The organism is Pseudomonas leptonychotis (assembly GCF_004920405.1).
Taxonomy (GTDB): domain Bacteria; phylum Pseudomonadota; class Gammaproteobacteria; order Pseudomonadales; family Pseudomonadaceae; genus Aquipseudomonas; species Aquipseudomonas leptonychotis.
In genome coordinates this window covers 1,270,750-1,290,658 of the sequence record NZ_RFLV01000001.1, presented here as the reverse complement: position 1 = coordinate 1,290,658, position 19,909 = coordinate 1,270,750, and the positions used below count along the sequence as shown (strand labels likewise).

Below are 19,909 nucleotides of genomic sequence, written 5' to 3'. Positions count from 1 at the left end.
CACACGGAGTCGCTGTCAGTTCATGCCCAGCCAGCTGGGCAAGGCCATGGATACGGCAGGGATGTAAGTGATGATCATCAGGAAACCCAGTAGCAGCATCAGCCATGGCCAAGCCGCTTTCACCACGGCGGTCAACGGCATCCCGGTCACGGCTGAGGTAACGAACAGGTTGAGCCCCACCGGCGGGGTGATCAGTCCGATCTCCATGTTCACCACCATGATGATGCCCAGGTGAATTGGGTCGATGCCCAGCTGCACGGCAATCGGGAAGAGGATCGGCGCAAGAATCAGGATGATCGCCGACGGCTCCATAAAGGCCCCGGCCACCAGCAGCACGATGTTCACCACCAGCAGGAACTGCCATGGCTGCAAGCCCATCTCAATCACCCAGGCGGTGATGGTCTGAGGGATTTGCTCGGTGGTCAGTACGTGGGCGAAGAGCATGGCGTTGGCGATGATGAACATCAGCATGATGGTCAACTTGCCGGAGTCCAGCAGCACCTTGGGGCACTCGCGGATGGTCAGGTCTTTGTACACAAACAGCGCGACGAAACCGGCATAGACCGCTGCCACAGCGGCTGCTTCAGTCGGGGTAAACATGCCGGTGTAGATACCACCGAGGATGATCACCATCAACAGCAGACCCCAGATCGCCTCGCGGGCCGAGCGCAGGAATTCACGCAGGGTGGCGCGCGGCATGGCCGGCAGGTTCATCTTCCGCGCGACGATATAGATCGCCACCATCAGCGCTACGCCCAGCAGTAAGCCCGGCACGACGCCGGCCATAAACAGCTTGCCCACCGATTGCTCGGTCGCCGCGGCGTACACCACCATCACGATCGACGGCGGAATCAGAATACCCAGCGTGCCGGCGTTACACACGATGCCGGCGCCAAAGGCTTGCGGGTAACCGGAGCGCACCATGCCGGCGATGGCAATCGAGCCGACCGCCGCAACTGTGGCCGGCGATGAACCGGACAGGGCGGCGAACAGCATGCAGGCCATGACGGCGGAAATCGCCAGGCCGCCACGGATATGACCGACGCAGGCGTTGGCGAAATCAATCAAACGCTTGGCCACACCGCCGGTGGTCATAAAGGCGCCCGAGAGCAGGAAGAACGGAATGGCCAGCAGGGTGTAGTGCTCGGAGGTTTCAAACAGCTTGATCGCCAGCGAGCGCACCGAGTCCGGGCTGAACAGCATGATGGTCACTGAGCCGGCCAGGCCCAGGGAGGCAGCAATCGGCACGCCAATAAACATCAGCAAAAACAGCAGGAAAAAGAGGAACAGAATGGTCATTGCTTGTGCTCCCCGTGTTCATTGATCTTCAGTGCGTCGGCCGCTTCATCGGCCAGGCCTAAGCCGGTCTGCTCATTGCGCAGAATGCGTATGAAGATTTCAGAGAAACGGATAAATACCATGGCGTAACCGAACGGCACGATCAGGGTGATGTGCCATTGCATGACGCCGTAATGACCGAGGTCCTCGGCGCCAATGCCGGCAGTGAACAGGGTTTTCACCCAGTCGAAACTGGCCACGGCTATCAGCCCGGCATAGCCCAGGCAGCACAGGCAGGCGATCAGGCCGATAGCCCGTTGCACCGGTTTGCTCGCCAGTTTTACCAGCGCATCGACACCGATATGGCCTGCAGTACGCACACCGTAGGCCAGGCCGAAGAAAATCAACCAGGCGAATAACGCCTTGGTCAGGGCAATGCTCCAGGTCATCGACTGGGCCATGCCGAGAATGCTGTCGCCAATGGCGAAGAAGAACTCACTGCTGCCCTCCCAGCGATCGGCCAGGGTATAGAACAGCGTGTAGAGGTTGTTAAGGATCACGTAGACGAAGGTCACCAGCGTCATGGTAGCCAGCAGGAAAGCAATAAAGGCTTCCTCGAAGTGGTCCCAGACGCGCCGCAAGGCGTTCATCATTAGAGTCTCCAGAGTGATGGGCGGTACACCCGGGCACAGTGGCCCGGGTGCTCAGTGAAGGTGAATGCGAGCCGCAGAGCGGCCCGTTCGGCCTTACTGGTTGGCGGCGTCAGCCGCTTTAATCAGGTCTGCCCCGATTTCCGCTTCGAACTTGCCCCATACCGGCTTCATGGCGGCACGCCACTCAGCACGCTGCTCAGGTGTCAGAGTGATGATCTCGGTGGTTTTCGCGTCGAGGATGCGCTGCTTGTCGCCATCGTTCAGCGCGCCAGCTTGCTTGTTCACCTCGGCAGTCACTTCCACCAGAATCTTGTCCAGCTCGCTGCGCACGTCTGCAGGCAGGCCGTTCCAGAACGTGGTGTTGGTGATCAGCATGTAGTCCAGTACACCGTGGTTGGATTCGGTGATGAACTTCTGCACTTCATGCATCTTCTGGCTGTAGATGTTCGAGTAAGGGTTCTCTGCACCGTTAACCACGCCGGTCTGCAAGCCTTGGTAAACCTCGGCGAAGCTCATTTTGCGTGGGTTGGCTTTTACTGCCTTGAATTGCTCTTCCAGTACGGCGGAGGCCTGCACGCGGAACTTCAGGCCGCGGGCATCTTTCGGCTCACGCAGGGCTTTGTTGGCGGACAGCTGCTTGAGGCCGTTGTGCCAGTAAGCCAGCCCGGTGATGTTCTTTTCTTCCATGGATTTCAGCAGGGCCTGACCTTCTGGGCTCAACTGGAAGCGGTCGACAGCGGCCATGTCCTGGAACAGGAACGGCAGGTCGAAGACCTGGATTTGCTTGGTGTACTGCTCGAATTTGGCCAGCGATGGGGCGATCAGCTGCACGTCACCGAGCAGCAGTGCTTCCATTTCCTTGCCATCGCCGAACAGCGAGGAGTTCGGGTAGACCTCGACCTTGACCTTGTCGCCCAGACGCTCTTCGGCGAGCTTCTTGAACAGCGCAGCGCCCTGGCCTTTGGGGGTATGGTCGGCGACCACGTGGGAGAACTTGATCACGATCGGATCGGCCGCTTGGGCCATGCCGGCGATGCTCAGCGACAGGGCGCAGGCAAGCGCTTTGGCAGTCAGTTTGAACATGGAGTCTTTCCTCTTGTTTTTGTACTGGGTGAGATGCGCCGTGGCGCGACAAGTCGGGCGAACATGCTCAAGTTTAGGCGGCCTACCAGAAAGTGGCGGACGCCGGGCCGCGATGGCCCGAGCAAGAGCGTGAGTATTCGCTTGGGTTAGGCTAGAGCAACCGCCATGCCAGGCGCTGCTCGGGCCGGCTTGATTACGGGGGAAGCCCCGTGGCAGAAAGGCTCAGCGAGTTATTACAAGACGTATCACAGCCCCGCGAGGGCGGGGTGGGGGTGGGTGTTGGCGGAAAACCGCCAACTAATCGAGGTTGTCTGGCGAGCTTCCGCCAATATCAGCGAAGCTCAACCCGTGCTTGCGCAGTTTGTCGTGCAGGGTTTTACGTGGCACGCCAAGGGCTTCTGCCAGGCTGCGTAGCGAGCCGTGAGTGCGCCCCAGTTCGGCGCTGATCAGGCTGCGCTCGAACGCCTCCACTTGCGCATTCAGGCCGCTGTTGCTGCCACTGTCCAGTTCAGGCACGGGTGCCACATTGGCTTGCAGGTCGAGGTCCAACTCCAGGCCGAGGGCAAAACGTTCGGCGGCATTCTGCAATTCACGCACGTTGCCCGGCCAGGGATGGCGCAGGAGGGCCGCCCGTTGGCTGGGTTGCAGGTTGCGCTCAGGCAGGCCGTGGCGGCTGCTGGCGGCTTCGGCAAAGTGCTGGAACAGCAGCAAGGCATCCTCGCCGCGTTCGCGCAGGGCCGGAATGCGCAGCGGCGCAACATTCAAGCGGTAATACAGGTCGGCGCGAAAACGCCCCTGATCGGCGGCCTGACGCAGGTCTTCCTTGGTGGCGGCGATTACCCGGATATCCAGCGCAATCTGCTGGTTGCCGCCCAGGCGCTCGACCACTCGCTCCTGCAACAGGCGCAGCAGTTTGACCTGAACATCGAGGCTCATGCTTTCGATTTCATCGAGGAATAGGGTGCCACCGTTGGCAAACTCGAACTTACCGATGCGGCGTTTCGATGCGCCGGTGAACGCGCCTTGTTCGTGGCCGAACAGCTCGCTTTCCACCACCGATTCCGCCAAGGCGCCGGCGTTGATCGCCACAAACGGACCGTTACGTCGGCTCGACAGGTCGTGCAGGGCACGGGCGACCACCTCCTTGCCCGCGCCGGTTTCACCGAGGATCAGCACGTCACTGTTGATGCTGGCCAGGGCACCGATCTGTTCGCGCAAGCGCAGCATGGCCGGCGACTGCCCAACTAAGCGCGCCGACAGGGTATGGCGGTCGGCCAAAGCCATGCGCAGGCTGCGGTTATCCAGTACCAGACGCCGCACGTCGAGGGCGCGGCGCACGCTGTCGAGCAGATCATCGCTGGCGAAGGGTTTTTCCAGAAAGTCATAAGCCCCGGCGCGCATGGCTTGCACGGCCAGGGGGACATCGCCGTGACCGGTAATCAGCAGCACCGGCAGCTCTGCATCCTGCGCTTGCAGTTGCTGCAGCAGTTGCAGGCCGTCGATGCCGGGCATGCGGATGTCACTGACCACCACGCCGGGCCAGTCGTGCTCGATTTTCGCCGCTACGCCATGGGCATCGGCCAGGCTGCTGACCTTGAGCCCGGCCAGGTCGAGGGTTTGGCTCAGCGCCTGACGCAGGTGGGGGTCGTCGTCGATCAGCAGCACCTGGGTGCGGGAGTCGATCATGCTCATACAACAAAGTCCTCTGGCGACTGCGGTTTGATGCCCTGATCTGCCGCACGCAAACGCAGGGTCAGCTGTGCACCGCCGTTGGGGTGATTGGCGAACAACAGTTCACCACCCAGGGCACGCATCAGGGTATCGCAAATGGCCAGGCCCAGGCCGAGGCCTTGGGCGCTGGTCTTGGTGGTAAAGAATGGCTCGCGGGCACGTTGCAGCGCGTCTTGGCTAAACCCTGGGCCGTTGTCACGCAGGTGCAGTTCAACGCCGTAGTCGCTGCGTTCGGCGCTTAACCATAGGCGGCGTGGTTGCGGCACTTCACTCAGGGCGTCGAGGGCGTTCGCCAGCAGGTTGCCGAGCACTTGGCGCAGGCGGGTTTCACCGGCCTGAACCCACAGGGTAGCGTCCGGGAGGTCGCGGATCAGCTCCACGTCCATGGCGCGGCGGCGCTTAGCCAGCATCGCCAGGGCGTCGTCGAGGGCGGGTTGCAGGGCGACACTTTCTGGCGCGTGACGGTCGCGACGAGCAAAGGCGCGCAGGTGCGAAATAATCGAAGCCATGCGCTCGGTGAGCTGGCTGATCAGCTTGAGGTTGGCGCGGGCATCGTCGCTGCGCTGATGGTCGAGCAGCACACCGGCGTTATCGGCGTAGCTGCGGATCGCCGCCAACGGTTGGTTGAGCTCATGGCTGATGCTGGCACTCATGGTGCCTAGCGCAGACAGCTTGCTGGCCTGTACCAGTTCGTCCTGGGCCTGCACCAGCTCTTGCTGCGCCTGTTCGCGTTCAAGTACTTCCTGCTTTAGCCGGCTGTTGAGCCGCTCCAGATCCAAGGTGCGCTCCAATACGCGCTGCTCCAGCTGTTGCCGGGCTTGGGTATCGAGGGCGATGCGTTCCAAATAATGGCGGCGGCGCTGCATCAACAAGCCAATCAGCAGAATCAACGCCAATAGGGTGCTGCCGCCGACCGCCAGGGTGGTGCGCACCGGTTGATCGAGTTGTGAGCGCGGGGTGAGGATGCTGACTGTCCAGCCGATCTCATTGAGTTGTTGGCCCTGACGCAGCCAGGCCTTGGGGTTGAGTTGCAGAGGCGGTGGCGACTGGATGCGATAGGGCTGCGTATCGGCAATCGCCGCCCGTTCGGCGTTATCCAATTCGCGGGTGGCGTGAAAGCGCCAATCGGCTTGCGAGGTCAGAATGACCACGCCGTAGTTGTCGGTGACGAGCAGATGCTCCGGGCGTTTGCCCCACAGGGTTTCGGTGTGATCGAGGTCAACTTTAACCACCATAACGCCGAGGATTTTTTCGCCCTCGCGAATGGCCGCGGCAAAGAAGTAGCCGCGCTTGCCGGAAGTCGTGCCCAACCCAAAAAAGCGCCCGGTACGGCCCTGCATGGCCTCGCGAAAGTAGGGGCGATAGGAGAAGTTACGCGTAACGAAGGAGTCTTCCTGCTGCCAGTTTGACGCGGCCAGGGTGGTGCCATCGGTGCCCATCAGGTAGATAACGTCGGCCCCCGTTTGCTGGCGGATCTGGCTGAGTAAGTGGTTGGCCGTCGTGCGCAGCTGGGGTTGCTCGGGGCTTTGCAGTGCGCTGCGCAAGGCCGGTAGATCCGCCAGGATGGGCGGTAAAACTTCATAGCGGCGCAGGGTCCCCAACAAGTTGGCCACGTAGAGATCGAGGGTTTGCCTATTTTGCTCGGCCAGCACCGCGCGGTAGTAGCGCTCGGTCAAGTGTTGCAGTGGCCACAGTAGCGGCACCAGCAGCAAGACAAGAACGCCTAGGCTTCTCCAGCGTGGACGGCGAGGGTGGGGTAGCGGGGTGGGCATGCGCTTACTCGGTGATGGGCGTTTGTTGAGAGTGGCGGTTATGCAATAAGCGGGCAAGCTCGCCGATATGGGTCAATACTCAAAATGTTCGGCATCGCCCTGGAGTAATGGTGCCGCCCTATTTGCGCCCTGCATGGACGACTGCGCCTTAGTCCCTAGAGATACTCCGATGCTGGCTCAATTGACGGTTAGGGCGCGGCTACTGCTGTTGGCAGTGGTACCGTTGCTGGTGCTGATTGTGGTCATCGGCATGGCGTTGTCCAACGCCAGTAAGCTGAATGGAAAATTTGATGAGCTGTTTACCGACCGCATGCGGCCGATCAGCCAGCTTAAAGTGGTGTCCGACGCTTATGCGGTGGCGATGGTCGACGCCTTACACAAGTATCGTGCGGGGATATTCGATGAGCCCGCGCTACGCAAGGCCTTCAGTGAGGCCCGCAGCCGCGGTGACAAGGCCTGGGGTGAGTACATTGCCACGCGCCTGACCGCCGATGAAAGCCGCCGGGTCGAGCGCGCTAAATCGCATTTGCAGCGCGTGCAGCAATTGGCTGACCAATACATGGGGCAGCTCGCCAGTGGCCAGTTGCGAGCTGCTGAGGCAGGGGCATTCAATCGAACCTTGTACGACACCTTCGATCCGCTGGGCGGCGAATTGGAGGGGTTGATCAGCCTGCAATTAAGCGAAGGCGAGCAGCTTAATGCTGAAACCACGGCGCAGTATCAGTCGATCAGCAACACCTTTATTGTCATCGGCGGTATCGCGATGCTGTTGGTGTTGGTCGCGGCGCTGTTGATCAGCCTCTCGATTATTCGCCCGCTGGCAGGGCTGCGCAGCCTGATCAACGAAGTCCAGCAGTCTTCTGATTTGACCTTGCGTGCTGATGCCAGCGGTCGGGATGAGGTGGCTGATACGGCGCGCGCCTTCAATACCATGCTGGAGCACCAGCAGGCGCTGATTCGTCACCTGATGGACACTGCAACCCAGCTCGCGGCGGCTTCCGAGGAGATGAGTGCGATCAGTGTGCAGGTCAGCCAGGCCGCTACGGCTCAGGGTGACCAAACCAGCATGGTTGCCACCGCCGTGCACCAGATGAGCGTGGCGGTGCAGGAGGTGGCGCGCAATGCACAGTCCACCGCGAGTAATGCGGCGGACGCGAACAAAGAAGCGCGCCAGGGCAGTGAGCTGGTGCAGTCCAACCTCAAGTCGATTCAGGGTCTGTCGGTGTCAGTGGAAAAAGCCGGCGAGGTGATCGACACCCTGCACAATCAGAGTGATGAGATCAGCAAGGTGCTCGGGGTGATCCAGAGCATTGCCGAGCAGACCAACCTGCTGGCGCTCAATGCCGCCATCGAAGCAGCGCGCGCCGGTGAGGCCGGGCGCGGCTTTGCCGTGGTGGCCGATGAGGTGCGCAGCTTGGCCAGCAATACGCAGAAAGCCACCGAGTCGATACGCGGCATGATCGATGCCCTGCAAGGCGGCGCGCGCAGTGCGGTCAGCGCCATGCAGCTATCGCGCGAGCAGGCGCAGAACAGCGTCAGCCATGCCCGTGAAGCCGGTGAGGTGCTCAATCATATTGTCCATGCCATCGAGGGTATCGCCGACGGTAACGTGCAGATTTCAGCGGCCACCGAGGAGCAGACGGCTGTGGCCAACGAGATCAGCCAGAACATCAGCAGCCTTAACGACAGCATTGGTGAGGTGGTCAATGGTGCCGAACAGAGTTCGCATGCCAGTCGCGATCTGGCGCAGCTGGCCAGCGGCTTGCAGCAGCAGATTCAGCGCTTCAGGGCTTAGCGGCTCAGTTGTTTAGTCGCTAAGCATTCGGCCAGCGCCTGTTGCCAGGTCGGCAGTTGAACCTGCCAGTCCTGCTGCAGGCTGCTGCAATCCAGGCGTGAATTAAGCGGGCGCTGCGCCGGGGTTGGGTAGGCGCTGCTGGGGATCGAGTGCAGCGTCGCCACGGGTTTACCCTGGCTGTGCAGGTGCGCGGCAATCGCGCTGGCGAAACCGAACCAGCTGGTTTCGCCCTGTGCGGTCAGGTGATACACGCCCCACGGGCCGCCATGGCCGGTGCGCCACTGCTCGATCAGTTGCGCCGTGGTCTGCGCAACAGTGCCGGCCCAGGTCGGTGCGCCGATCTGGTCGGCCACCACGGAAAGGCTTTCGCGCTCCTGCAGCAGGCGCTGCATGGTCAGCAGGAAGTTCTTGCCGTGCTGCGAATAGACCCAGCTGGTGCGCAGAATCAGATGCATGCCCCCCGCCGCCTGAATCGCCTGTTCCCCAGCCAGTTTGCTGCGCCCGTAAACGCTCAGCGGGTGTGTGCTATCGCTCTCGCGGTAAGGCTCGGCCTGGCTGCCGTCGAACACATAATCGGTGGAGTAGTGGATCAGCGGAGCGCCCAGCGCGGCCGCCTCCTCAGCCAGGATGCCGGGGCCAGTGGCGTTGATCGCGAAGGCCAGTTCCTGCTCGCTCTCGGCCTGATCGACCGCCGTATGCGCGGCGGCATTGATGATCAGCTCGGGGCGCAGGCGTTGCACATGTTGGCGAATCAGCTCGGCCTGGGCCAAATCCAACTGTTCGCGGCCCAGTACCGTCAGTTCATCTGCGCCGTGCAGGGCGCGCTGCAGTTCCTGGCTGATTTGGCCGTGCTGGCCGAGCAGGAGAATCTTCATGGGAAAACTGGTGCATCGGCGAAGCTGAGTCCGGCCTGATCCTTGGCCGATAGTTGCGGCGCGCCATCCAGTGGCCAGTCGATGGCCAGGGTCGGGTCATCCCAGCGGATGCAGCGCTCATGCTCAGGGGTGTAGTAGTCGGTGGTTTTATAGAGAACCTCGGCGAACTCGCTAAGTACCACAAAGCCATGGGCGAACCCCTCCGGCACCCACAGCTGGCGGTTGTTTTCGGCGGACAAGTGCACGCCGACCCAGCGGCCAAAGGTAGGCGAGCTGCGGCGTAGATCAACGGCGACGTCATAGACTTGGCCGGTTATAACTCGCATCAACTTGCCTTGGGTCTGCTGCACTTGGTAGTGCAGGCCGCGCAACACACCGCGTTGTGAGCGCGAATGGTTGTCCTGGACAAATACACACTGCAGGCCGGTGGTCTCGGCGAAACGGCGGGCATTGAAACTTTCAAAGAAGAACCCACGTGGATCGTCAAACACCTTGGGTTCGAGAATCATCACGCCGGGTAGGTCGGTGCTAACAGCCTGCATGCTCATTCCTCGGCCAGCTTGAACAGGTACTGACCGTAGCCGGTTTTGCCGAATACCGTGGCTTGTTCCAGCAGTTGCTGGCGATTAATCCAGCCCTGCTGATAGGCGATCTCTTCTAAGCAAGCGACTTTCAGGCCCTGGCGATGCTCGATGGTTTGCACGTACTGCGAGGCATCCAGCAGGCTGTCGTGGGTGCCTGTATCGAGCCAGGCAAAGCCACGGCCGAAGCGCTCGACGCGCAAATCACCACGTTGCAGGTAGGCGTTGTTGACGTCGGTAATTTCCAGCTCACCGCGCGGTGAGGGTTTAACCGCCTTGGCGATCTTGATCACGTCATTGTCATAGAAGTACAGACCGGTCACAGCGTAGTTGGATTTAGGTTGTGTGGGCTTTTCTTCGATGGCAATGGCTTTGCCTTGGGCGTCAAATTCGACCACACCAAAGCGTTGCGGATCATTAACCCAATAGCCAAAAATCGTGGCGCCCGAAGGTTCGGCGGCGGCGCGTAGGAGCTTCTCGGTGAAGTGCTGACCGTGGAAGATATTGTCGCCGAGGATCAGGCACACCGAGTCCGTGCCGATAAAATCTTCGCCCAGAATAAAAGCCTGGGCCAATCCGTCCGGCGAGGGTTGTTCGATGTACGCGAAGCGCACGCCGAACTGGCTGCCATCACCGAGCATCTTGCGAAAGTTTGGTAAGTCCTGCGGGGTGGAGATGATCAGAATGTCGCGCACCCCGGCGAGCATCAGCACCGAAATAGGGTAGTAAATCATCGGCTTGTCGTAGATCGGCAGCAGCTGCTTGGAAACGCCCAGGGTAATGGGGTGCAGGCGGCTGCCGGAGCCACCGGCGAGAATGATGCCTTTCATGGGTCGCTCCTTAAAGTGCGCCGAGGCGTTCGCGCTGGTAGCTGCCATCTTGCACGCGGCGACACCAGTCAAGGTTGTCCAAATACCAGCGTACGGTTTTACGCAGGCCGCTGGCGAAGGTCTCGGTGGGTTTCCAGCCCAGTTCGCGTTCTATCTTGCTGGCATCGATGGCATAACGCAGGTCATGGCCGGGGCGATCGCTGACGAAGCTGATCTGCTCTTTATAGGAACCGCTTTGGCGTGGGGCCAGCTCGTCCAATAGGGCGCAGATACTTTCCACAACATGCAGGTTCTTCTGCTCGTTGTGCCCGCCGATGTTGTAGGTTTCGCCGACCTTGCCTTCGCTTACTACCGTTAACAGCGCGCGGGCATGGTCTTCCACGTACAGCCAGTCACGCACTTGCTGGCCGTTGCCGTATACCGGTAGCGGCTTACCATCCAGGGCGTTGAGGATCACCAGCGGAATCAGTTTTTCCGGGAAGTGATAGGGGCCGTAGTTGTTGGAGCAATTGGTCAGCAGTACTGGCAGGCCGTAGGTGCGTTGCCAGGCGCGTACCAAGTGATCAGATGCAGCCTTACTTGCCGAATAGGGTGAGCTGGGCGCGTAGGGCGTGGTTTCGCTGAACAGGTCATCCACACCATGGAGGTCGCCATACACTTCATCTGTCGAAATATGGTGAAAGCGAAACGCCGCCTGGCGCACTGCATCCAGTTGCGACCAATAACTGCGCGTGGCTTCAAGCAGTGCATAGGTGCCGACAATATTGGTCTGGATAAAGGCTGCTGGGCCGTCGATGGAGCGATCGACATGGGATTCGGCAGCCAGATGCATGATTGCGTCCGGCTGAAAGGCGTTCAGTGCCGTGCCCACCGCCACGCTATCGGCAATGTCTGCTTGCAGAAAACTATAGCGTGGATGCTCCGCAACACTGACCAGCGACTCAAGGTTGCCGGCATAGGTCAGTTTGTCGAGGTTGAGTACCTGGTGTTCGGTGTGATTCAGCAGGTGACGAATCAACGCCGAACCGATAAAGCCGGCACCACCGGTAATAAGGATACGCAAGGGCCTTCACCTTCTTTCGGTCAGGTGGTCGATGAACATTGCTGGGCAGTGTTACAAGCCGCGCCGGGCTGGGCAAGCCTGTGTGTGATCGCCCGGCGGCTTAGCGCAGGGAGATCACCGGCCAGCCGCGCTTTTCAGCTTCGGCGCGCAGCGTCGGGTCGGGGTCGACGGCGAATGGGCGGGTTACCTGTTCCAGCAGCGGCAGGTCATTCATCGAATCGCTGTAGAAACTGCTGTCAGTCAGGCTCATACCGGTTTCGCCGAGCCAGCGATTCAGGCGGGTGACTTTGCCTTCTTTGAAGCATGGCACGTCAGTGGTGCGTCCGGTGTAACGGCCATCTTGCATCTCGCACTCGGTGGCCAGCAGGGTGTCGACGCCCAAGCGTGCGGCGATGGGCGCAGTGACGAAGCGGTTGGTGGCGGTGATGATCAACAGTTTGTCGCCAGCTTCACGGTGTTCAGCCAGCAGCGCCTCGCCTTTGGCCAGAATGATCGGCTCGACGCAGTCACGCATAAACTCGCCGTGCCACTGTTCCAGCTGAGCCATCTCCGTGCGGCCAAGAATTTCCAGGCTGAAATTCAGGTAGTCGGTGATATTCAGGCGTCCGGCCAGGTAATCCTGATAAAACGCGTCATTGCGCGCTTTATAGGCAATGCCGTCGAGGATGCCGCGCTCACAGAGGTAATCGCCCCAGGCATGGTCGCTGTCGCCGCCGAGCAGGGTGTTATCGAGATCAAATAAAGCCAAACGCACGGGGCACCTATCATCGCAAGGGGTGAGGGCGCTGAGAATAACGGCTTTTATGGGCCATTCCTATTACGCACACCGCTCGCGTTGCTGCTGCCGCGGCCTTTGTGGAACAATGCCGGAACATGCGTTTACGAGGTTGTGCGCCGTGATCGATCCTGATGGTTTTCGCCCTAATGTCGGCATCATTCTGACCAATGATGTCGGCCAGGTGCTGTGGGCGCGTCGGATAAACCAGGACGCTTGGCAGTTCCCGCAAGGCGGGATCAATGACCATGAGTCGCCGGAAGAAGCGCTGTACCGCGAATTGAACGAAGAAGTGGGGCTGGAACAGCAGGATGTAAAAATTCTCGCCTGCACCCGAGGCTGGTTGCGTTATCGTCTGCCACAGCGTCTGGTGCGCACGCACAGTCAGCCGCTGTGTATCGGCCAGAAGCAAAAGTGGTTCTTGTTGCGTTTAACCGGCGCCGAGGATCGCGTACGCATGGATTTGACCGGAAAACCCGAGTTCGACGGCTGGCGCTGGGTCAGTTACTGGTACCCGCTGGGCCAGGTGGTCACCTTCAAGCGCGAGGTTTACCGTCGCGCCTTAAAAGAACTTGCCCCGCGCCTGTTGGCGCGGGACTGATACAGGCTAGAGCCAAGCATGCTCAATACGCTGCGCAAGATTGTCCAGGAAGTAAACGCCGCCAAGGACCTTAACGCGGCGCTGGGTATTATTGTGCAGCGGGTGCGCGAAGCCATGGGCAGCCAGGTCTGCTCGGTTTACCTGTTGGACCCAGAATCCAATCGTTTCGTGCTGATGGCCACCGAGGGCTTGAACAAGAAGGCCATTGGTAAAGTCAGCATGGCGCCCAACGAGGGCCTGGTGGGCCTGGTCGGTACCCGCGAAGAACCGCTCAACCTCGAACACGCATCTGAGCACCCGCGTTACCGATACTTTGCTGAAACCGGCGAAGAGCGTTATGCCTCCTTTCTCGGCTCGCCGATCATTCACCACCGTAAAGTGATGGGTGTACTGGTCATCCAGCAGAAAGAGCGTCGCCAGTTCGACGAAGGTGAAGAAGCTTTCCTGGTGACCATGAGTGCACAGCTCGCCGGGGTAATCGCCCATGCCGAGGCCACCGGTTCTATTCGCGGGCTCGGCCGTCAGGGTAAAGGCATTCAGGAAGCCAAGTTTATTGGGGTGCCGGGTTCGCCCGGTGCCGCGGTGGGCACTGCCGTGGTGGTGCTGCCGCCGGCTGACTTGGACGTGGTGCCAGACAAAACGGTTGATGACATTGCTGCCGAACTGACGCTGTTCAACAACGCGTTGGAGGGCGTGCGCCGCGATATGCGCGCGCTTTCGGCGAAGATGGCCACCCAGTTGCGCCCAGAAGAGCGTGCGCTGTTTGACGTCTACCTGATGATGCTCGAAGACGCGGCGCTGGGTAACGAGGTGGTCAAGGTCATCAAGACCGGTCAGTGGGCTCAGGGCGCGCTGCGCCAGGTGATCGGCGAACATATCAATCGATTTGAGCTGATGGACGACGCCTACCTGCGTGAGCGCGCCAGCGACGTCAAAGACCTCGGCCGTCGCCTGCTCGCCTATTTGCAACAGGCGCGGCAGCAGACCCTGGTGTACCCGGATAACTGCATCCTGGTGAGCGAAGAGCTGTCGCCGGCGATGCTCGGCGAAGTGCCAGAAGGCAAGCTAGTAGGTTTGATCTCGGTACAGGGTTCGGGCAACTCGCACGTGGCGATTTTTGCCCGCGCCATGGGTATTCCCACGGTAATGGGTGTGGTCGACCTGCCGTACTCGAAGATCGACGGCATCCAGTTGATCGTCGACGGCTACCACGGCGAGGTGTTCACCAACCCCAGCGAGCTGTTGCGCAAGCAATACGCGGAAGTGGTCGAAGAAGAACGCCAGTTGGCCCAGGGCCTCGATGCACTACGCGCCTTGCCCTGTGAGACGCTCGATGGCCACCGTATGCCGTTGTGGGTCAACACCGGTCTGCTTGCCGATGTGAAGCGTGCTCAGGAGCGCGGAGCCGAAGGCGTTGGCCTGTACCGTACCGAAGTGCCCTTTATGATCAAGGAGCGCTTCCCCAGCGAGAAGGAACAGCTGGCGATCTACCGCGAGCAGCTGGCGGCCTTTCATCCATTGCCGGTGACCATGCGCAGCCTGGATATCGGCGGTGACAAGGCGCTGAGCTATTTCCCGATCAAGGAAGACAACCCTTTCCTCGGCTGGCGCGGCATCCGCGTGACCCTCGATCACCCGGAAATCTTCCTGGTGCAGACCCGTGCCATGCTCAAGGCCAGCGAAGGCTTGAATAACCTGCGCATCCTGCTGCCGATGATTTCCGGTATTCAAGAGCTGGAAGAGGCGCTGCACCTGATCCACCGCGCCTGGGGTGAAGTGCGCGATGAAGGCACCGATGTACCGCTGCCGCCGGTTGGAGTCATGATCGAGATTCCCGCAGCGGTCTATCAGGTGCGCGAGCTGGCCCGCCAGGTCGATTTTCTCTCGGTTGGCTCAAACGACCTGACGCAGTACCTGTTGGCGGTCGACCGCAACAACCCGCGCGTCGCTGATCTCTATGACTTCCTCCACCCTGCGGTGCTGCAAGCACTGCAAATTGTGGTGGCGGGTGCCCATGCTGAAGGCAAGCCGGTGAGTATCTGCGGTGAGATGGCCGGTGATCCGGCGGCGGCGGTGCTGTTGATGGCGATGGGCTTCGATGGCCTGTCGATGAACGCCACCAACCTGCCCAAGGTTAAGTGGTTGCTGCGTCAGATCAGCCTGGGCAAGGCCAAGGACTTGCTGGCGCAGATCATGACCATTGACAGCCCGCAGGTGATCCACAGCACCCTGCAGCTGGCCCTGCGCAATCTCGGCTTGGGCCGCATGATCAACCCGGCGTCAGATATCCAGGCGTGAGTACGCGCGCCGCGTGCTAAACCTTGCGGATAACGTCCTGGCGCTGCGCCAACTGGCCAGTCTGCGCCTGTCAGCAGCCAGCGCCTTGGTGTGTCAGGGGCAGAGCCTCTGGTTATTGGCAGACGATGCCCTGGTTTTGCAGCGCTACAGCCTGAGTGGCGACTGGCAGGCCGAGCAGATCCTGCTGCCCGGCACGTTGCCCGTCGATGCAAAGCAGCGCAAACCCCTTAAGCCTGACTTCGAGGCACTCTTGTCCTTACCCGACGATCGCCTGTTGGCGCTGGGTTCGGGCTCGACTGAGCGGCGTTGTCGTGGTTGCCTGGTTGAGGCTGACAGCGTGCGCGTTATCGACCTGAGTCCCCTGTATCAGGCGCTCGCCGGGCACTTTCAAGAGCTGAATATCGAAGGTGGCGTGGTTTGCCGCGGGCAGTTGCTGCTGGCGCAGCGTGGCAATGGCCGTGGTCGGGAAAATGCCGTGGTGCTGCTCGATTTATCCCGGGTGCTGCGCGATCTTGAGAATGGGCAATTGAGCGCCGCCTTGCTACAGATTGTGCCGCTGCAGCTGCCGGAGTTAGACGGTGTGCCGCTGAGCCTGACCGACCTCAGCGTGGCGCCCAGTGGCGCGCTGTATTTCAGTGCGACCGCAGAGGCCACTGAGTCGAGTTATCTGGACGGTGCCTGTGTCGGCAGTGTGCTTGGGTGTTTGGATGAGCACTTGGCTATTGTCGAGCTGACCTTGCTGAGGCCGGCGGTGAAGATCGAAGGGTTGGCCTTCCAGGCGGACGGCCGCCCGTTGCTGGTCGCCGATGCCGACGATCCGGCCGTTGCCTCGCCACTGTTTACCCTGGATGGATTGAGCGAACCCGCCCGCAGTAACTGAGCGGCATCAACAGTGCAGAACAACCTCTCCCAAACAGTTGCCATTGCTGCCGAACGTGCGCTCGGCCAGCACGCGGCTGCCGTCGGCATTGACGATTAAGGCGGTGCTGGCGCGGGTGCCATAGGTGACGCTGGCAATAAACACGCTGGAGAGCAGGCGTTCGCCGGTCAGGCCGATGCCGGTTTGCGGCAGCTCAGCGTCCGCTGCGCGTGTGGGGTCGGCGAGCAGCTTGAATAGCATCTGTGGATGCGGCTCATGCAGTCCGTTGTGCAGCGCTTGTTTGGCCCGCTGCAGCTTGGGCCAGGGCGTATCCAGGTCGGCATTCGACAGGCCGTGCAGGCCTTCCGCCAGGGGCCTGGCGCGTCCGGTCAGGGAGTTGAAGTGCCAGAGTTGCTGGCTGTCTCCTAGCAGCAGGTTAAAGCCGCTGTAGTGCCGGCGCCGCTCGTGCAGGTCATGCAGAAAGTCTTCGACGCTATGGTTGCCGGTGAGAAAGGCCACCGGCAGTTCGCCCCGCGAACGGCCGCCTTGAGCCTGGCCGGGGTCGCGAATATTGGTCAGCGCGGCAAATCGCCCGCCAGGTCCGACGCCTAGCCAGGTGCCGGCGGCCTGCAGGTCGCGCCCAGCGAGCACGCCCGGCATATCAGGCCATTCCGCCAGTGGCTGGCTTGGGCGTTCGTAGAATTCATCTCGATTGGCTGCCAGCAGCAGCGGCTGGGCATGGCCCGGTCGCCAGGCCAGAACGATCAGGCACATGGGTTAACCCCTTAATTTTGCCAGTACACCGGCGCTGTCCAGTTCTGCTCCCATATACAAGCGCACCTTACGTGCTCCGCAACCCAGGCCGAGCTCCAGCAGGATGCGCTCTTCGACCTGTGACAGGCCGCCTTCCAGGCGCTCCAGCGGTTGAATCAGCAGTTGCGGTGGTCTGCTAAATCGCAGAAAACGTTTGGGCAGAATTTCATCGACGCCGCGTTGCAACAATTGCTGCGCGGCCGCAAAGTCGGCCACTAGCAGGCGTTGGTTGCTGAACGCCGGGTCAGCCTGCAGGTGCAGCACGCGGTCACTTTGCAGATGCGTCAGGTGCATCTGGTTACAGCTCAGTTTCAGGTACAGGGTCGGGCGCATGTTGGTCTATTCCACAAGCGATGGGAGCACTTTACGCAAAGCCAGGGCGGACATCCATCGCCCAAAGTAGAGTCATGCCCCGTGCATCCGTTACCATGCCGGATTGTTTGCGGGGGTGCTGATGGAACTGCTGCTGTATTTAGTCTTAGGGGCTGCAGCCGGAACGCTTGCCGGGTTATTTGGCGTGGGTGGCGGCATTATTATCGTGCCGGTACTGGTATTGAGTTTTGCCGCGCAAGGCTTTGATCAGGCGGTACTGACCCACTTGGCGGTCGGCACTTCGCTGGCGACCATTATTTTCACCTCAATCAATTCGGTGCTCGAACATCAGCGTAAAGGCGCGGTGCTGTGGCCGGTATTTGCCTGGATGACCCTGGGGATTCTGCTCGGCGCGGGCCTGGGCGCTATGACCGCCGCAGCGATTCAGGGGCCTATGCTGCAGAAGATCATCGGCGTGTTTGCCATCATCATCGCCGTGCAAATGGCCCTGGAACTGAAACCCAAAGCCAGTCGCACGGTCCCAGGCAAGCCTGCGTTGGCACTGGCCGGGGGTGTGGTTGGCTGGGCTTCGGCGATTTTCGGGATTGGCGGCGGCTCGCTGACTGTGCCGTTTCTGACCTGGCGCAGCGTACCGATGCAGAAAGCGGTGGCCACTTCCTCGGCCTGCGGTCTGCCGATTGCGCTGGCCAGTGCCCTGAGTTTTATCTGGTTGGGTTGGCATAAACCTGAGCTGCCGCAGTGGAGCTTAGGGTTTGTCTACCTTCCGGCGCTGGTCGGGATTGCCATCCCCAGCATGTTTTTTGCCCGAGTAGGCGCGCGTCTGGCGCACAGGTTGTCGCCGCGTCTGCTCAAGCGTTTATTTGCCCTGCTGTTATTCAGCGTGGGCCTGAGTTTCCTCGTTTAAGGAGTTTTTGATGCTGCCTTACCCGCAGATCGACCCGGTTGCCCTGGCCCTTGGCCCGCTGAAAATCCATTGGTACGGCCTGATGTACCTGATCGGTATTGGCGGCGCCTGGTGGTTGGCCTCGCGCCGCGTCAATGCCTTCGCGCCAACCTGGAACAAGGAAAAACTCTCCGACCTGGTGTTCTGGGTGGCGATGGGGGTGATTCTTGGGGGGCGTCTCGGTTACGTGCTGTTCTACGACTTGGCGGCCTATATCGCCGAGCCGGTGCGCATGCTGCGTATCTGGGAAGGTGGCATGTCGTTCCACGGCGGCCTGATCGGCGTGATGTTGGCCACCTGGTGGTTCGGCAAGCGCAACAATAAGAGCTTTTTTGAGCTGATGGACTTTATCGCGCCACTGGTGCCGATTGGTCTGGGCGCGGGGCGCATTGGTAACTTTATCAACGCCGAACTGTGGGGTAAGGCCACTGATGTGCCGTGGGCGATGATCTTCCCCACTGACCCGCAGCAACTGGCGCGCCATCCCTCGCAGCTGTATCAGTTCGCCCTGGAGGGCGTGGCCCTGTTCACCATCCTCTGGTTCTATTCGCGCAAACCGCGGCCGACCATGGCGGTGTCTGGAATGTTTGCGGTGTGCTACGGGATCTTCCGCTTTATTGTCGAATTCGTCCGCGTGCCGGATGCCCAGCTGGGTTACTTGGCAGGCGGTTGGCTGACCATGGGCCAGGTGCTCTGCGTGCCGATGGTGCTCGGCGGCCTGGGCTTGATCGCTTACGCCTACAAACGTCAGGCGGCGCAGGAGGCTGTGCAATGAAGCAGTACCTCGACCTGATGCGCCTGGTACGCGACACCGGCACCTTCAAGAGTGACCGCACCGGCACCGGCACCTACAGCATTTTCGCTCACCAGATGCGCTTCAACCTGGCAGATGGCTTCCCGCTGGTGACCACCAAGAAGTGTCACCTCAAATCCATCATTCACGAGTTGCTGTGGTTCCTTCAGGGCGACACTAACATCAAGTACCTGAAGGATAACGGCGTACGCATCTGGGACGAATGGGCCGACGAAAACGGCGACCTCGGCCCGGTGTACGGCTACCAATGGCGCAGCTGGCCCGCGCCGAATGGCGAATCGATCGACCAGATCAGCAAGCTGATCGAGATGATCAAGACGAACCCGGACTCACGCCGACTGATCGTCTCCGCCTGGAACCCCGCGCTGGTCGAGCAGATGGCCCTGCCGCCGTGCCACGCGCTGTTCCAGTTCTATGTGGCTGACGGCAAGCTCAGCTGCCAGCTGTATCAGCGTTCGGCGGATATCTTCCTCGGCGTGCCATTCAATATCGCCAGCTATGCGTTGCTGACGTTGATGGTCGCCCAGGTTTGCGGCCTTCAGCCGGGCGATTTCGTCTGGACCGGTGGCGATTGTCACCTGTACGCCAATCACATCGAACAGACCGATTTGCAGCTGAGCCGCGAACCGTTGCCGCTGCCCACCATGAAGATAAACCCCGAAGTGAAAGACTTGTTGGCCTTCAAGTTCGAGGACTTCGAGCTAGTCGGTTATCAGGCCCATCCGCATATCAGCGCACCCGTCGCGGTGTGATTGCGGGACTATTGGCCTGTGTTTGTTACCCTGAAGCTTGGTTATACGGGGGAGAAACAC

19 protein-coding genes and 1 pseudogene are annotated in these 19,909 nt (G+C 60.6%); 8 read left to right on the top strand and 12 right to left on the bottom strand.

Annotated features, from left to right (window positions below):
• Positions 1-15 precede the first annotated feature (15 nt).
• The 5 genes from dctM to D8779_RS05800 form a co-directional block, all read right to left on the bottom strand.
• Positions 16-1,299 carry a C4-dicarboxylate TRAP transporter large permease protein DctM gene (gene dctM / locus D8779_RS05820; protein WP_136663500.1) on the bottom strand — a complete coding sequence of 428 codons (1,284 nt, stop codon included), beginning with the start codon at positions 1,297-1,299 and terminating at the stop codon, positions 16-18.
• On the bottom strand, positions 1,296-1,928 hold the full coding sequence (locus D8779_RS05815; RefSeq protein ID WP_136663499.1) for a TRAP transporter small permease: 633 nt from the start codon (positions 1,926-1,928) through the stop codon (positions 1,296-1,298). Before D8779_RS05815 ends, dctM begins: the two co-directional genes overlap by 4 nt.
• 96 nt (positions 1,929-2,024) lie before the next feature.
• The gene (gene dctP / locus D8779_RS05810) at positions 2,025-3,014 is read right to left on the bottom strand and encodes a C4-dicarboxylate TRAP substrate-binding protein DctP (RefSeq protein ID WP_136663498.1); all 990 of its coding nucleotides are present in this window, start codon (positions 3,012-3,014) and stop codon (positions 2,025-2,027) included.
• 297 nt (positions 3,015-3,311) lie between these two features.
• Positions 3,312-4,706 carry a sigma-54-dependent transcriptional regulator gene (locus D8779_RS05805; RefSeq protein WP_136663497.1) on the bottom strand — a complete coding sequence of 465 codons (1,395 nt, stop codon included), beginning with the start codon at positions 4,704-4,706 and terminating at the stop codon, positions 3,312-3,314.
• Positions 4,703-6,517 carry a sensor histidine kinase gene (locus D8779_RS05800; RefSeq protein WP_136663496.1) on the bottom strand — a complete coding sequence of 605 codons (1,815 nt, stop codon included), beginning with the start codon at positions 6,515-6,517 and terminating at the stop codon, positions 4,703-4,705. The genes D8779_RS05805 and D8779_RS05800 overlap by 4 nt, the downstream gene beginning before the upstream one ends.
• Positions 6,518-6,584: 67 nt before the next feature.
• On the opposite strand from D8779_RS05800, the pseudogene D8779_RS21040 reads away from it, so the two are divergent.
• Positions 6,585-7,448 (top strand): annotated as a pseudogene (locus D8779_RS21040) (MCP four helix bundle domain-containing protein); the annotation flags it as partial.
• On the top strand, positions 7,449-8,312 hold the full coding sequence (locus tag D8779_RS21035; protein WP_405121189.1) for a methyl-accepting chemotaxis protein: 864 nt from the start codon (positions 7,449-7,451) through the stop codon (positions 8,310-8,312).
• On the opposite strand, the gene rfbD is transcribed toward D8779_RS21035, so the two are convergent.
• The 5 genes from rfbD to D8779_RS05770 form a co-directional block, all read right to left on the bottom strand.
• Positions 8,309-9,187 (bottom strand): dTDP-4-dehydrorhamnose reductase, encoded by an 879-nt coding sequence (rfbD, locus tag D8779_RS05790; RefSeq protein WP_136663494.1) that lies wholly within the window; start codon positions 9,185-9,187, stop codon positions 8,309-8,311. The two genes, D8779_RS21035 and rfbD, sit on opposite strands and share 4 nt — an antisense overlap.
• The gene (gene rfbC, locus D8779_RS05785) at positions 9,184-9,729 is read right to left on the bottom strand and encodes a dTDP-4-dehydrorhamnose 3,5-epimerase (protein WP_136663493.1); all 546 of its coding nucleotides are present in this window, start codon (positions 9,727-9,729) and stop codon (positions 9,184-9,186) included. The genes rfbD and rfbC overlap by 4 nt, the downstream gene beginning before the upstream one ends.
• Positions 9,730-9,731: 2 nt before the next feature.
• Positions 9,732-10,598, bottom strand: a complete 867-nt coding sequence (rfbA, locus tag D8779_RS05780) for a glucose-1-phosphate thymidylyltransferase RfbA (protein ID WP_136663492.1) — start codon at positions 10,596-10,598, stop codon at positions 9,732-9,734.
• 10 nt (positions 10,599-10,608) lie between these two features.
• On the bottom strand, positions 10,609-11,661 hold the full coding sequence (rfbB, locus tag D8779_RS05775; RefSeq protein ID WP_136663491.1) for a dTDP-glucose 4,6-dehydratase: 1,053 nt from the start codon (positions 11,659-11,661) through the stop codon (positions 10,609-10,611).
• A gap of 100 nt (positions 11,662-11,761) precedes the next feature.
• The gene (locus tag D8779_RS05770) at positions 11,762-12,415 is read right to left on the bottom strand and encodes a histidinol-phosphatase (protein WP_136663490.1); all 654 of its coding nucleotides are present in this window, start codon (positions 12,413-12,415) and stop codon (positions 11,762-11,764) included.
• 142 nt (positions 12,416-12,557) lie between these two features.
• Here D8779_RS05770 and D8779_RS05765 point away from each other — a divergent pair, with 142 nt between their 5' ends.
• The 3 genes from D8779_RS05765 to D8779_RS05755 are packed head-to-tail and all read left to right on the top strand — an operon-like array spanning position 12,558 to position 16,215.
• Positions 12,558-13,037 carry an RNA pyrophosphohydrolase gene (locus D8779_RS05765; protein WP_108487934.1) on the top strand — a complete coding sequence of 160 codons (480 nt, stop codon included), beginning with the start codon at positions 12,558-12,560 and terminating at the stop codon, positions 13,035-13,037.
• A gap of 18 nt (positions 13,038-13,055) precedes the next feature.
• A complete protein-coding gene (ptsP, locus tag D8779_RS05760) occupies positions 13,056-15,335 on the top strand; it encodes a phosphoenolpyruvate--protein phosphotransferase (protein WP_136663489.1) in 2,280 nt (759 codons plus the stop codon).
• Between the two features lie 13 nt (positions 15,336-15,348).
• On the top strand, positions 15,349-16,215 hold the full coding sequence (locus D8779_RS05755) for a DUF6929 family protein (protein WP_136663488.1): 867 nt from the start codon (positions 15,349-15,351) through the stop codon (positions 16,213-16,215).
• A 6-nt stretch (positions 16,216-16,221) separates the two neighbouring features.
• Here D8779_RS05755 and D8779_RS05750 read toward each other — a convergent pair whose 3' ends face one another.
• Together D8779_RS05750 and D8779_RS05745 are read right to left on the bottom strand one after the other, a co-directional pair.
• Positions 16,222-16,968 (bottom strand): NRDE family protein, encoded by a 747-nt coding sequence (locus D8779_RS05750; protein ID WP_136663487.1) that lies wholly within the window; start codon positions 16,966-16,968, stop codon positions 16,222-16,224.
• A gap of 3 nt (positions 16,969-16,971) precedes the next feature.
• On the bottom strand, positions 16,972-17,340 hold the full coding sequence (locus D8779_RS05745) for a hypothetical protein (RefSeq protein ID WP_136663486.1): 369 nt from the start codon (positions 17,338-17,340) through the stop codon (positions 16,972-16,974).
• A 121-nt stretch (positions 17,341-17,461) separates the two neighbouring features.
• On the opposite strand from D8779_RS05745, the gene D8779_RS05740 reads away from it, so the two are divergent.
• From D8779_RS05740 to D8779_RS05730, 3 genes are read left to right on the top strand one after another with little or no spacing between them, the layout of a single operon-like run.
• Entirely contained in the window at positions 17,462-18,244 is a 783-nt protein-coding gene (locus tag D8779_RS05740; RefSeq protein ID WP_136663485.1) for a sulfite exporter TauE/SafE family protein, read from the top strand.
• A 10-nt stretch (positions 18,245-18,254) separates the two neighbouring features.
• Entirely contained in the window at positions 18,255-19,058 is an 804-nt protein-coding gene (lgt, locus tag D8779_RS05735; protein WP_136663484.1) for a prolipoprotein diacylglyceryl transferase, read from the top strand.
• Positions 19,055-19,849, top strand: coding sequence for a thymidylate synthase (locus D8779_RS05730; RefSeq protein WP_136663483.1), 795 nt, complete (start codon positions 19,055-19,057; stop codon positions 19,847-19,849). Before lgt ends, D8779_RS05730 begins: the two co-directional genes overlap by 4 nt.
• The last annotated feature ends 60 nt before the right edge of the window (positions 19,850-19,909 follow it).

Excerpts from the sequence above, each read along its gene's own strand:
- dctP (WP_136663498.1), bottom strand. The coding sequence starts at position 3,014 with ATGTTCAAACTGACTGCCAAAGCGCTTGCCTGCGCCCTGTCGCTGAGC.
- ptsP (WP_136663489.1), top strand. The coding sequence starts at position 13,056 with ATGCTCAATACGCTGCGCAAGATTGTCCAGGAAGTAAACGCCGCCAAG.
- D8779_RS05740 (WP_136663485.1), top strand. The coding sequence starts at position 17,462 with ATGGAACTGCTGCTGTATTTAGTCTTAGGGGCTGCAGCCGGAACGCTT.
- D8779_RS05815 (WP_136663499.1), bottom strand. The coding sequence starts at position 1,928 with ATGAACGCCTTGCGGCGCGTCTGGGACCACTTCGAGGAAGCCTTTATT.
- rfbA (WP_136663492.1), bottom strand. The coding sequence starts at position 10,598 with ATGAAAGGCATCATTCTCGCCGGTGGCTCCGGCAGCCGCCTGCACCCC.
- D8779_RS05745 (WP_136663486.1), bottom strand. The coding sequence starts at position 17,340 with ATGCGCCCGACCCTGTACCTGAAACTGAGCTGTAACCAGATGCACCTG.
- dctM (WP_136663500.1), bottom strand. The coding sequence starts at position 1,299 with ATGACCATTCTGTTCCTCTTTTTCCTGCTGTTTTTGCTGATGTTTATT.
- D8779_RS21035 (WP_405121189.1), top strand. The coding sequence starts at position 7,449 with ATGCTGGAGCACCAGCAGGCGCTGATTCGTCACCTGATGGACACTGCA.
- rfbD (WP_136663494.1), bottom strand. The coding sequence starts at position 9,187 with ATGAAGATTCTCCTGCTCGGCCAGCACGGCCAAATCAGCCAGGAACTG.
- lgt (WP_136663484.1), top strand. The coding sequence starts at position 18,255 with ATGCTGCCTTACCCGCAGATCGACCCGGTTGCCCTGGCCCTTGGCCCG.
- D8779_RS05730 (WP_136663483.1), top strand. The coding sequence starts at position 19,055 with ATGAAGCAGTACCTCGACCTGATGCGCCTGGTACGCGACACCGGCACC.
- D8779_RS05805 (WP_136663497.1), bottom strand. The coding sequence starts at position 4,706 with ATGAGCATGATCGACTCCCGCACCCAGGTGCTGCTGATCGACGACGAC.
- D8779_RS05800 (WP_136663496.1), bottom strand. The coding sequence starts at position 6,517 with ATGCCCACCCCGCTACCCCACCCTCGCCGTCCACGCTGGAGAAGCCTA.
- D8779_RS05750 (WP_136663487.1), bottom strand. The coding sequence starts at position 16,968 with ATGTGCCTGATCGTTCTGGCCTGGCGACCGGGCCATGCCCAGCCGCTG.
- rfbC (WP_136663493.1), bottom strand. The coding sequence starts at position 9,729 with ATGCAGGCTGTTAGCACCGACCTACCCGGCGTGATGATTCTCGAACCC.